Annotated in this window: 12 protein-coding genes and 2 pseudogenes; 3 read left to right on the top strand and 11 right to left on the bottom strand. The window is 67.4% G+C overall.

Annotated elements, in window-relative coordinates:
• From TY51_RS06275 to pcaD, 5 genes and pseudogenes are all read right to left on the bottom strand, one after another.
• Positions 1 to 888 (bottom strand): annotated as a pseudogene (locus TY51_RS06275) (3-keto-5-aminohexanoate cleavage protein); the annotation flags it as partial.
• Positions 881 to 1,473, bottom strand: a pseudogene (gene pcaG / locus TY51_RS06270) (protocatechuate 3,4-dioxygenase subunit alpha). The pseudogenes TY51_RS06275 and pcaG, both read right to left, overlap by 8 nt.
• Position 1,474: 1 nt before the next feature.
• Positions 1,475 to 2,188, bottom strand: a complete 714-nt coding sequence (pcaH, locus tag TY51_RS06265) for a protocatechuate 3,4-dioxygenase subunit beta (protein ID WP_042247316.1) — start codon at positions 2,186 to 2,188, stop codon at positions 1,475 to 1,477.
• The gene (gene pcaC, locus TY51_RS06260; protein WP_042247313.1) at positions 2,185 to 2,574 is read right to left on the bottom strand and encodes a 4-carboxymuconolactone decarboxylase; all 390 of its coding nucleotides are present in this window, start codon (positions 2,572 to 2,574) and stop codon (positions 2,185 to 2,187) included. Before pcaC ends, pcaH begins: the two co-directional genes overlap by 4 nt.
• Positions 2,571 to 3,371: a 3-oxoadipate enol-lactonase gene (gene pcaD / locus TY51_RS06255; RefSeq protein ID WP_042247311.1), complete on the bottom strand. Its 801-nt coding sequence runs from the start codon at positions 3,369 to 3,371 to the stop codon at positions 2,571 to 2,573. Before pcaD ends, pcaC begins: the two co-directional genes overlap by 4 nt.
• Positions 3,372 to 3,429: 58 nt before the next feature.
• Between pcaD and TY51_RS06250 the strand changes: the two genes are divergently transcribed.
• Complete coding sequence (locus TY51_RS06250; RefSeq protein ID WP_042247308.1) at positions 3,430 to 4,332, top strand: LysR substrate-binding domain-containing protein; 903 nt, start codon at positions 3,430 to 3,432, stop codon at positions 4,330 to 4,332.
• On the opposite strand, the gene TY51_RS06245 is transcribed toward TY51_RS06250, so the two are convergent.
• The 6 genes from TY51_RS06245 to TY51_RS06220 form a co-directional block, all read right to left on the bottom strand.
• The gene (locus tag TY51_RS06245) at positions 4,329 to 6,206 is read right to left on the bottom strand and encodes a bifunctional sugar phosphate isomerase/epimerase/4-hydroxyphenylpyruvate dioxygenase family protein (protein ID WP_042247305.1); all 1,878 of its coding nucleotides are present in this window, start codon (positions 6,204 to 6,206) and stop codon (positions 4,329 to 4,331) included. The genes TY51_RS06250 and TY51_RS06245 overlap by 4 nt on opposite strands.
• Positions 6,203 to 7,063, bottom strand: a complete 861-nt coding sequence (locus TY51_RS06240; protein WP_231558934.1) for a shikimate dehydrogenase — start codon at positions 7,061 to 7,063, stop codon at positions 6,203 to 6,205. The genes TY51_RS06245 and TY51_RS06240 overlap by 4 nt, the downstream gene beginning before the upstream one ends.
• 59 nt (positions 7,064 to 7,122) lie before the next feature.
• Positions 7,123 to 8,559 carry a tripartite tricarboxylate transporter permease gene (locus tag TY51_RS06235; RefSeq protein WP_231558933.1) on the bottom strand — a complete coding sequence of 479 codons (1,437 nt, stop codon included), beginning with the start codon at positions 8,557 to 8,559 and terminating at the stop codon, positions 7,123 to 7,125.
• Between the two features lie 9 nt (positions 8,560 to 8,568).
• Positions 8,569 to 9,069, bottom strand: coding sequence for a tripartite tricarboxylate transporter TctB family protein (locus TY51_RS06230; protein WP_042247303.1), 501 nt, complete (start codon positions 9,067 to 9,069; stop codon positions 8,569 to 8,571).
• An 88-nt stretch (positions 9,070 to 9,157) separates the two neighbouring features.
• Positions 9,158 to 10,147 carry a tripartite tricarboxylate transporter substrate binding protein gene (locus TY51_RS06225; RefSeq protein ID WP_042247300.1) on the bottom strand — a complete coding sequence of 330 codons (990 nt, stop codon included), beginning with the start codon at positions 10,145 to 10,147 and terminating at the stop codon, positions 9,158 to 9,160.
• A 105-nt stretch (positions 10,148 to 10,252) separates the two neighbouring features.
• Positions 10,253 to 11,179 (bottom strand): LysR family transcriptional regulator, encoded by a 927-nt coding sequence (locus TY51_RS06220; protein WP_042247298.1) that lies wholly within the window; start codon positions 11,177 to 11,179, stop codon positions 10,253 to 10,255.
• A 128-nt stretch (positions 11,180 to 11,307) separates the two neighbouring features.
• Between TY51_RS06220 and TY51_RS06215 the strand changes: the two genes are divergently transcribed.
• The gene (locus TY51_RS06215) at positions 11,308 to 11,490 is read left to right on the top strand and encodes a hypothetical protein (protein ID WP_042247295.1); all 183 of its coding nucleotides are present in this window, start codon (positions 11,308 to 11,310) and stop codon (positions 11,488 to 11,490) included.
• A 44-nt stretch (positions 11,491 to 11,534) separates the two neighbouring features.
• The coding region (locus TY51_RS06210) for a hypothetical protein (protein WP_042247291.1) at positions 11,535 to 11,884 on the top strand (350 nt) is incomplete at its 3' end.

The raw sequence follows: 11,884 nt of genomic DNA, 5'->3' as shown, positions 1-11,884 counted from the left end.
CCGTCAAGAGCCTCGCCAGCAGTGGCATACGACCTTTTTCACGATGCGGACCTGATGCGACCTCCGCCAGACCAAGAATCGTGCGGGCCTGCTGCCACGTCGCCACCGGCCGGCGATACCGGTCGCACAGGTCCACCACACGCCGCACCAGCGCCGCGTTGGACGGTGCCAGCCGCGTGCGGTCCAGACGCACGTTGTCCTCCAGCCCGGTCCGTGCGTGACCGCCCGATGCGACGGCCCATTCGTTCAGCACGATCTGGTTCGGACCGATCCCCGCCGCGCACCACGGCGCGTCCGTGCCGAACAGCCGCCGGACCGTGGCGATATAGTAATCGAACACGTTGCGGTCGACCGGCATGGCGTTCCTGACCCCCATCACGAACTGCACATAGGGTCGGGTGGTCAACCGCCCGTCCTGCCACATCGCATGGGCCTGCAGGATGTGGGACAGATCAAAAGCCTCGATCTCGGGCATGACGCCGTGGGTCGCCATCTGGGATGCCAGCCAGTCCACCAGTTCGGGGCTGTTTTCATAGACGCGGGTCGGAAAGTTGTTCGACCGACCGACAGGCTGGCCATGTCGGGCCGCAGCGGCAGCATGCCGCCCCGGTCGCGGCCCGCACCCGACCGCCCGCCGGTCGACAGCTGCACGATCATGCCGGGGCAATGCTGGCGGACGCCCTCCAGCAGGCGGCCAAAGCGGTCGGGGTCGCTGGTGGGCTTTCCCTCGTCGTCGCGGACATGGGCGTGGACGATGGCGGCCCCGGCCTCGAAGGCCTCGTGGGTCGATTCCACCTGTTCGGCGACGGTGACGGGAACGGCCGGGTTGTCGGCCTTGGTCGGAAGGCTGCCGGTGATGGCCACGCAGATGATGCAGGGGTCAGACATCGAGAAATACCGTTTCCTTGTCACCTTGCAGGTGAATGTCGAAGTGATAATGACCGTCGGCGCCACGGGCGATCAGCGTGTCGCGGCGGTGCGGCTGTTCGATCAGGGACAGCACCGGGTCGGCATCGTTGTCCTGACCCGCGAAATACATCCGCGTCTGCAGGCCGGTGTTGATGCCCCGCGCGACCAGCCACAGCGACAGGTGCGGCGCCTGCGGACGCCCCCCCGGCCCCGGCACCGCGCCGGGCAGCACCGTGTCCAACGTGAACTGTCCGGTCCCGAAATCGGGCACCACGCGCGCCCAGTGCCGGAACCCGCGGCAGCCCCCGGCTGGCCGGGATACAGCCCGTCCGCATCGGCCTGCCAGACCTCGATCAGGACATCGCGGACCGGGGCGCCCATGCCGTCGAACACGCAGCCGGTGATCCGGATGCGCGGGCCCGGCACGTCGCCCGGCACGGGGCCGAACCCCAGTTCGGTGTCATAGATGTCGAACCCCGCCGCCCGCGGGGCCAGTCCGATATGGACATAGGGCCCGGCGGTCTGGGACGGCGTCTCCTTGAGATAGCTCAGCGGTTGCGGCATGTCAGTTTCCCTCCGGCCGGTTCTCGAAGAAGGTCGACCGCCGCCCCCGCAGCACGATGTCGAACCGATAGGCCAGGCAATCCAGCGGCACCGCCTGGTTCAGGTCCAGAGGCGCGATCAGCGCGTCGATGGCGCGGGGATCGGGGATGGCCTGCACGATCGGGCAATGCGCGATCAGCGGGTCGCCCTCGAAATACATCTGGGTGATCAGGCGTTGCGCGAAGGCCGTGCCAAAGACCGACAGGTGAATATGCGCGGGGCGCCAGTTGTTCACCCAGTTGCGCCACGGATAGGCGCCGGGCTTGATGGTGCGAAAGGCGTAATGCCCCTGATCGTCGGTCAGCACCCGCCCGCAGCCGCCGAAATTCGGATCGACCGGGGCCAGATAGCTGTCCTTCTTGTGGCGATAGCGGCCGCCGGCATTGGCCTGCCAGATCTCGACCAGGGTCTGCGGGACGGGGCGGCCGTTCTCGTCCAGGACGCGGCCGTGGACGATGATGCGTTCGCCCACCGGATCGCCGTCCTTGGCGTAATTCGCGATCAGGTCGCCGTCCAGCGCGGTGATCTCTCCGTGACCGAACCGGGGGCCGGTCACTTCCGACACCGTCCCCTCGATCGACAGCATCGCCAGCCGCGGCGAACGCGCGACCGAGGTCTTGTAGTCGGGGGCAAGCGCGGGCGGATGCCAGGTGCGGTCGCGTTGATACAGGGTCATGCCTGTCCTCCTTCGGCGTCGGCCTCGGCAAAGATGCGACGGGCCAGGGCGATGGCGTGGTTGGCACGCGGGACGCCGGCATAGATGGCAACGTGCAGCAGCGCCTCCATCACGTCGTCGCGGCTGGTGCCGGTGTTCGGGATGGACCGCAGGTGCAGGGCCAGTTCGCCGTCATTGCCCAGACCCGCCAGCAGGGCGATGGTCATCATCGACCGTTCGCGCAGCGGAATCGTGCCCCGTGACCAGACATGGCCCCAGGCCGCATCGGTGATCAGCGCCTGAAACGGCGCGTCGAACGGCGTCTGCGCGGCCTGCGCGCGGGCGACATGGGCCGCGCCCAGCACGCGGCGGCGGGTGGCGGTCCCTGTGTCGGACAATTGGGTCATGCGGCATGCCTTTCCAGAAACGGGGTCATCAGCGCCGCGTGGGCGTCGGGCGTCTCGACGCAGGGCAGATGGCCCGCGCCGGGGATCAGGTGGAACGTCGCGCCGGGGATCAGGTCGGCGGTCGCGCGCACCACATCGGGGGGCGATGCACCGTCGGCCTCGCCCGCGATCACCATCGCGGGCAGGCGCAGCGCGGCGGTGGCCTGTCGCTGATCGGCCCCGGCCAGCGCCCGGCAGGCGGCAACATAGCCCGCGGCGGGCGTGCGGGCCAGCATGGTGCGCCACGGCGCCATGACGGGGGTCGCGCGGAAGGCGGGCGAAAACCAGCGCTCCATCACCGCGTCGGCGATGCTGTCCATGCCATGCCGTTCGACGGCGTCGATGCGGGCCTGCCAGCTTTCAGGCGTGCCAAGCCGGGCGGCGGTGTTGGACAGGATCAGCGCGCGGACCAGATCGGGCCGGTCCGCCGCCAGGCGCTGCGCGATCAGCCCGCCGATCGACAGGCCCACCATGACCACCGGTCCGGGGGCCACGGCCTCGATCAGGGCGGCGGCATCGGCGGCGTGATCGGCGATCCGGTCGGCGACGCCCAGGTCGGACAGGCCGTGCCCCTGCTTGTCAAAGCGCAGATAGCGCAGCCCCTGCGGCAGCAGCGGCAGGACCGCGTCCCACAGACGCAGATCCGTGCCAAGCGAATTGGCCATCAGCACCACCGGCGCGCCGCTTGGACCGTCCAGCCGGAAATGCAGCGCCCCGTAAGGCGGGACAAGATTTGCATGGATACTCCTCCTGTCCATAACGTAACATGGGGGCAAGATCACCGATAATGCAAAATCGGCAGCAAAGGATGCCCAAATGATTATGCATCCCGGCATCAAGCTGCGGCATCTGCGGGTCTTTCTGGACATCGCGGCCCGCGGCAGCCTGACGGCGGCGGCACGGGCGCAGGGGATCACCCAGCCCGCACTCAGCCGCACCCTGGCCGAGCTGGAGGCCCTGTTGCAGGTGCCGCTGTTCCGGCGCGAACGGCGGCGGCTGGTGCTGACCGATGCGGGCACCCTGCTGCGCACCCATGCCGCCGCCGCGCTGCAGATGCTGGAGTCCGGGGTCGCCGCGCTGCATCCGGTGACGGGGACCGACCGGTTGCGGGTGGGCATCCTGCCCACGGCGGCCACACGGCTGTTCCCGCGCGTGGCGCTGCGCTTTCGCGAGATCCAACCGCATGTGACCCTGTCGGTCGAGACGGGGCCGCATTCACACCTGATCCGCATGCTGCATGACGGCGGCATCGACCTGATGATCGGGCGCATGCCCGCCGCCGCCGACATGGCGGGCCTGCGCTTCGACCACCTGTACGAGGATCAGATCGCCCTCGTCTCCCGCGCCGGGCATCCGCTGTGGGGCCAGCCGGTGCGCGACGTGCTGGCGGCCTGCCCGGTGATCCTGCCGCCGCAGGACGCGTTGATCCGCCGGGCGGTCGACGATTACCTGCAGGCCCGCAACCTGGCCGGGTTGCGCCCCGCGTTCGAAACCGCGGCCCTGGCGGTCGGGCGGGGCATCCTGGCCGCGTCGGACGCGCTGTGGTTCATCTCTCAGGGGGTGGTCGGGGACGAGCTGGACCGCGGCGCGCTGATCCAGTGGCCGACCGATGCGGGGTTCCTGACCGGTGCGGTCGGCCTGACGCGCCGGCAGGTCGGGCCTGGCAACGCGATGCTGGACCTGCTGACGCAGCTGGCCACCGACGGCACGCGGCCCTAGTGGCGCGGCATTCCCGCCGGGCGGGCGGCGCGTTTCTGCGCGGCGATGCGGAAGGGGGCGTTGGGCGCGCCATAGCCCGCGTAATTGCCCTGCCGCTGGACGATCTCGAAGAAGAACCCGTCGGCGCGCGGCTCGCTGTACAGCTGAAAGAACTGCCCGCCCGCATCCTCGTCATACATGATCGACGCCGCCTGCATCCGCGCCACCATGCCGTGATCCAGCCCGAACCGGGCCTGCACGTCGTCATAATAGTTCGCGCCGATCTTCAGCGTTGCAAAGCCGCGTTCCGCCAGCGCGGCGGCGGTGGCAAACAGGTCGTCGCTGGCAAAGGCCACATGCTGGACCGATGCGCCGAAACTGTCCTCGATGAACCGACCCGCAAGGGTATGGCGCGCATCGGCGCCGTTCAGCGTCACCCGCAGCCCGCCCGACCGGATCGCCCGGCTGCGCACCAGACCGTCTGGGTCCACCACATCGACCATCGGCGCCTTTTCCGCATCGAAGATGGACGTATAGAACAGCGACCAGCTGAGCATCTCATCATAGGCCATGGTCTGGCCGATATGGTCGATCCCGGTGATCCCCGCCCCCGCCTGCGCGGGCGTGGCGCGGAAATCGACCTGCCAGATCCCCGCCAGATCCGAGGTGCCGTCCAGCAGGCGGATCACGTTGCCGCTGACACCCCGGATCGCGGGGATCGCCAGCTGACCCGGCAGCGTGTCCTGAACCAAGGGCCGCGCCAGAAGCGCCGTCGCCCGCTGAAAGGCCGCGCGGGCATCGGGCACCATCAGCGCGATTTCCGACACCGTCGTGCCGTGCGTCACATAAGAGCTGTGGGCAAAGCCCGACAGGTCGGAATTGACCAGCACGTTCACGCCCCCCTGCCGCCAGACCGTCACCGGCTTGGAGACATGCCGCCCCCCCGCCGCAAAGCCCAGGCTGGACAGCAGCGTCTCCAGCGCGGGCGCCTCGGCCGCGCTGGTGGCGAATTCGATGTATTCGATACGCTCGACCGGGGCCGGCGCGGGGAATCGCGGCAGGTCCGGAGCGGCCGCCGGTTCGACCCGGCGCACCTGGTCCATCAGCGCGATCAGGCTGCGATGCCCGTCCTGGGCCACCATGCGCGGCAATCCCGACCGGAACTGGTCATTGAAGATCTCAAGGCTCAGCGGCCCGGCATATCCTGTTGCCGCGACCGCCTGCATAAAGTTGGTCACGTCCAGATCACCTTCGCCCGGCATGTTGCGATAGTGGCGCGACCAGTACAGCAGGTCCATGTCGATGGCCGGGGCATCGGCCAGCTGGACAAAGAAGATCCGGTCCCCCGGAATCGCCCGGATCGACGAGGGATCGATCCGGCGCGCCAAGGTGTGAAAGCTGTCCAGGATCAGTCCGACATTCGGGTGATCGGCGCGGCGCACCACCTCCCATGCGTCGCGGTGGTCGTTCACGAACCGGCCCCAGCACAGCGCCTCGAACCCCACGCGGATGCCGTGACGGGCCGCCAGATCGCCCAGATCGCGGAAATCATGCGCCATGCGGTCGATGCCGCCGATGGCCGCCGGATGGGTGGTGGAACAGACCAGCATCAGGTCGGTGCCCAACTGGTTCATCAATTCGAACTTGCGTTGGGCCCGGGCCAGGGCACGGCTGCGATGGGGTTCGGGCAGGCCTTCGAAGTCGCGGAACGGCTGGAACAAAGTGATCTCCAGCCCGTGGTCGCGGACCATGCGGCCGACCTCGGCGGGGGTGAAGTCCGAGGCCAGGAAATCCTGCTCGAAGATCTCGATGCCGTCGAACCCGGCCTCGGCGATGGCGGCCAGCTTGGTGGTCAGGCTGCCCGACAGCGATACGGTGGCGATCGAGGTCTTCATGACGCGTCCCGCCCCGCGGCCAGATCGTCGCGCAGGCGCGCCTCGTCCAAAGGCAGGCCGGTGAACAGGGACCAGGCATCGACGCCCTGCCCCACGAACAACTCGTACCCCGAGATTACGTCCAGCCCCGCCGCCCCGGCATCGCGCAGGAACGGCGTGTCGACCGGCGTATAGACCGCATCGAACACCCATTCCGCCCCCGCCATCAGATCGGCGGCCAGCGGCGTGCCGCCATAGCCGACCATGCCGACGGGGGTGCAGTTGATCAGCCCCTGCGCGCCCGGCGCCAGTGCCGCGGCATCGGTGCCGGTCCGTACGACCAGCCCCGGCGCGGCCCGGCGCAGCGCCTCGGCCAGACCCTCGGCCTTGGCGGCATCGCGGTCGGCCAGCCGGATCTCGGTCGCGCCCAGGGCGATCAGGCCGAACGCCACCGCGCGCCCCACGCCGCCCGCCCCGATCATCAGCACGGCCCCCGGCGCACGGTCGCCCCGCACCCGCCGGTATGCGGCGACGAACCCGGAATAGTCGGTGTTGAAGCCGCGCGGCCCGTCCGCGTCGAACAGCACCGTGTTGCAGGCCCCGATCGCCGCGACCAGCGGATCGTCGATGCGCAGCCGGCCCGCCACGACCTCCTTGTAGGGATAGGTCACGTTGATCCCGCGATAGCCCCCCGACGCGCAACGGGCGAACAGGGCGTCGAAATCCAGACCCTCCAGCGCGGGGATCAGGCTGTCATAGCGGACCTGGCGTCCGTTCTGGACACCCGCCAGACGGTGCAGGCGGGGCGATTGCGAGGCCGCGATATTGTCGCCGATCAGGCCCAGCAGGATCATGTCGCTCATGGTCAGGTCTCTCATTGCTCAGGCCTTGCGGGCCCGCCACCGGGCCCACCACGGCGTGTTGGTCACAAGGATCATCACCACCGCCAGGAACAGGCACAGCGACAGCGGCTGGTGAAGATGCCCATCATCATCGCGCCGAAATCCTCGCGCTCGCTGATGATGGCCCGGCGCCAGTTGTCGTCCAGAAGCCGCGACAGGATCACCCCCAGGATGATCGGCGCCAGCGGATAGCCGTAGAGCCGCATGAAATAGCCCAGCACGCCAAAGCCCAGCATCCAGTAGACATCCGTCAGGCTGTTGTTGACCGCATAGGCGCCGACGATCGACAGCACCATGATGACGGGCAGCAGGACCGTGCGCGGCAGTTCGACGATGCGGACGAACAGCCGGATGCCGGTCAGGCCGAAGATCAGCATGAACACGTTCGCCAGCGCCAGCGAGCTGACGATGAACCAGAACATGTCGGGCTGTTCGATCATCAGCATCGGGCCGGGGTTCAGGCCGTGGATGAACAGCGCGCCGATCATGATCGCGGTGACCGCGTCGCCCGGAATGCCCAGCGTCAGCATGGGAATGAACGCCCCGCCGACGGCGGCGTTGTTGGCAGTTTCGGGGGCGACCAGGCCCTCGATCGCGCCCTTGCCGAAGGGGGTTTCGGGATTGCGGGTGACGCGCTTGGCGTGGTCATAGGCCATCAGCGCCGCGATGTCGCCGCCGGTGCCCGGCAGGGCCCCCACGATCGTGCCGATGGTCGAGGTCTGCAGCCCAAGCGGCAGGTGCTTGCGCACCTTGGACCAGCTGGGGATGATGCCGGTGATCTTCTGGCGCACGGCGGGGGTGTGGATGCTGTGCAGCTGGATCAGCGCCTCGGACACGCCGAACAGCCCTATCATCACCGCCACGAACGAGATCCCGCCCCGCAGTTCGGAAATGCCGAACACGAACCGGTCCTGGATGGTCAGCGGGTCCATGCCCACGGCCCCCACCCCGATGCCCAGCGCGCCTGCGAAGATGCCCTTGACCAGGCTGTCGCCCGACAGCGATCCGACCAGCAGGATGCCCATGATTGCCAGCAGCATGAAGTCGCGCGGCTGAAAGCCGATGGCGAAATCCGACAGCAGCGGGGCGAAGGCGCCCAGCGCAAAGATGCCGATGAAGCCGCCGATGAAGGACACCACCGTCACGATGCCGATCGCCTCTCCGGCGCGGCCATGCTGGGCCATGGGAAAGCCGTCAAGCGCGGTGGCGATGGCCGATGGCGCGCCGGGGATGTTCAGCAGGATCGCCGTGCGCGACCCGCCATAAACCCCGCCCATGTAGATGCCGATCATCAGCGCCAGCGCCGGATAGACCTCCCATGAAAAGGTGAACGAGATCAGGATCGACACGGCCATGGTCACCGACAGACCGGGGATCGCGCCGACATAGATGCCCGCGAATGTCCCCACGGCGATCAGCATCAGCAGGTCCAGATTGACGATCGGGATCAGCAGGTTCGACAAAATGTCCATGATGCGCCCTCAGAACAGCGATGTGATGGCAGAGACGATGCGTCCCTCGGGGATGATGCCCTGCGGCATCAGGACGGCGAAGATCAGGCGGAAGATGATCCAGATCACGAACACGGTGCCGACCGACACGGCCAGGCAGAACCCCCATCCGCGCCGCGACAGGAACCGGACCATGACCAGAAGGAACAGCACCGATGTCGGCAGAAAGCCCAGCGGCCGCAGCAGCACCGCATAGGCGGCGATCATCGCGATGGTCACGATCACGATCAGCGGCAGGATGTCGGCGGCCATCGTCTGGCTGGTATCGGCGCCCTTGCGCAGCGTCTGGCGCAGGATGACGACGGCGCAGACGACCATGATCGCGGTCGTGGCCATCGGCACCGCGCCGGGGGCGGACAGCGCCTCGAAGCCGGAAATGCCGTAGGCCGAATACAGCAGGCCGAAACTGGCCAGCATGATGGCGATGTTGAAGACAAGTTCGCCCGGGCGACGTTTGGGTGTCGGTTCCATGGATGGGTCCCTCCGTCGGACCTGTGACTTGCGCGGACCCTGGGGATGCCGCCCCGGTCGGACCGGGACGGCATGCGGTCAGGTCGGGTCAGGGACGGCTGATGCCGAAATCCTCGGGAGAGTTCTTGGCGATTTCCGCGTCGTACAGGATCCAGGCCGTCTGGCTCTGCCAGCCGTCCAGGAACTCCTGCGCCTCGGCGCCGGTCAGCGACAGCATGCGGAAGCCACGTCCCTCCATCATCGACAGGAAGTCGGCGTTCTGCGTGGCCTGGCCATAGGCGTCGGTCAGCTTGGCCACGACGTCGTCGGGCGTACCGGCTTTGGCGAAGATGCCGAAGAACGGACCCCAAGGCAGCAGGTCGGCGAATTCCGGGTTGGTGTCGGTGATCGCCGGAACGTCGGGCAGCTGTTCCACGCCCTCGCTGTCAAAGATCGCGATGGCCTTGAGGTTGCCGGCCCGCACGGGCTCCAGCGCCGCGCCCAGCACGGCGGGCATCACGTCGATGGCCCCGCCCTGCAGCGCCGTCAGCGCCGGACCGTCGCCGTCATAGGGCACAGCCGTCACGTCGATCGGCGTCTTGTCGTTGATCATCGCCGTGACCACCGACGGCAGACCGCCCGGCCCGGTCGAGCCGAAACGGACCTCTCCCGGGTTCTCGTTGATATAGGCGATCATCTCGGGGAAGGTGTCGAAGGGCGCATCGGGCTGGGCCACCAGGATCGGAATGCCCCGCGCAATGACGTTGATCGGCACGAAGTCCGCGTAGTCCTTCTCTCCCAGGCCCATGACCTTGTAGAGCAGCGGGTTTTCCGCCCCGAACAGCAGGGTATAGCCGTCGGCATCGGCGCGGTCCGCCTGATTCAGGCCGATGGCACCGACCCCGCCCGTGACGTTCTGCAGGATCACCTTGGCGCCCAGCACCGCCTCGGCATGGGGCGTCACCGACCGGCTGACCGTGTCGGTCGACCCGCCTGCACCCCATTGGATGATGCCCTGAATGTCACGCTCGGGGTATTCGGCCATTGCCGGCATCGCCAGACCCAGCACCACGGCCGCGCCGTAAACAAAATGTCGCATCGTTCCTCCCTCGGATCAGCGCCCATCCTCCTGGGCTGTCGTCAATCCATCTCAGATCACAAGACTAACCGCAAATACCGATTTGACGCGGAACGTAACCTGACGTTAATCAGCGGGCTGGTCCCACCGCTCTCTCGCCCGCGCACGGCCCAGCTCACGGCGGAACAGGGACACGGTCTGTTCGGCAAAGCTTGACAGTTGTCGGCCCCGCTTCTGGACCGACCAGGCGGTGATCGTCGCCGGTTCGACCAGCGGTCGGCGGACCAGCCCGGCCATGTACACTTCGGCGACGGAAAATTCGTCGATGACGGCCACGCCCAGCCCATGCCGCACCAGGCTGACGATGGTCTGCGCGAACCGCCCCCGCATCGCGTGCCGCGGGGTCAGGCCCGCATCGTCGAACGGCCGCGCCAGGGTCTGCCCATAGGGGTCGGACGGGTCGACGCCGATGAAGGGATAGCGGATCAGATCGTGGATCGACACGGCCAGTCTCTCGGCAAGCGGGTGCCCCTCGGGCATGATGGCCACGATCCGGCCTTCGCCGATGGGGGTGCACTGGATGCCGGGGTTGTCCAGGTGCGACGACATGATCACCACCTCGCCCTTCTCCAGCAGCAGATAGTCCAGCGTCTCCTCGATCTTGAGGATGTCCAGATCGATGTCCAGGTCCGGGAACCGCTGCCGCAGCCCGCGGATGACCCGCGCGGCAATGAACTGCGCGATCGAGGGCGCCGATGCAAAGGACAGCGTGAACTGGTGCCCCTTCTGAAGCGCGCTGACCGCGACGTTCAGGTTGTCCATCTGGCGGTGAACCTGCTCCAGCACGGCAAAGATCGCATGCGCCTCGGTCGCGGGCACGAATATCCCGGCCTTGCGTTCGAACAGCCGGATGCCCAGGCCGCTTTCGGTATGCTTGATCAACCGGCTGATCCCGGGCGCGGACACGTTCAGCAGATCCGCGGCACCCTGGATCGTGCCGGCGATCATGACGGCGCGAACGACCTCGACCTGGCGCAGTGTAAGCTCTCTCATCGCTTATGCTTCGGGCGGAAAGACATTCGTTGCAAGCTTGAGATGACTGGCACCAGGACCGGCTTGGGCGACAGCCTCCTCGTCCGCATTGAAGGAGATGCAACTGTGGTTCGAATATCGAAGGTCAAATGGACCCGCTGGTCATCCAGCCCGGAACGGAAATGCAGCCTCCAGGCATGGCACCAAACGGCCTGCTTTCGAATTGTTCAGCGGTCGGCCATCAATACCCCGAACGCAGAGTGACCATGCTGGTGGCCCGGAAGTCATTCGTAGAGCATGCGCTGGCCGGGCTGGCGGGGGTCATCTTTTGACGCATAATCTGCGGCCGAACAGTCTGAAAAAAGGGCATGACCCCATGAACACTTCGCCGATCGTCTCCGCGTCTCAGCTGTCCGATCTGGGGCCCCTGCGCCTGCTCTACGTGCCGACAGCAGAGGAACATCCCGCCGATATGGCGGTCGTCCCGATCCGCGACTGGATCGCGGCGGCCAAACAAAGCGATATGGGGTTCGATGACGTCCCCTATTGGCAGAACCAGATCGCGCAGCTGGGCCTGACCCAAGATGCCCTGACGGTGGTCCTGGACGACGGCGGAATGACCGAGGCCGCCCGCGTCTGGTTCATTCTGCAGTATTTCGGGCTTCCGGCAGCGGTGCTGAACGGTGGCGTGGCGGACCTGCAGACGCTTCCTGCACAGGCGACGCC

It is taken from the genome of Paracoccus sp. PAMC 22219 (genome assembly GCF_000787695.1).
GTDB lineage: Bacteria > Pseudomonadota > Alphaproteobacteria > Rhodobacterales > Rhodobacteraceae > Paracoccus.
Note: the sequence above shows the minus strand (reverse complement) of the source record. Positions and strands in the feature narration are given on the sequence as shown.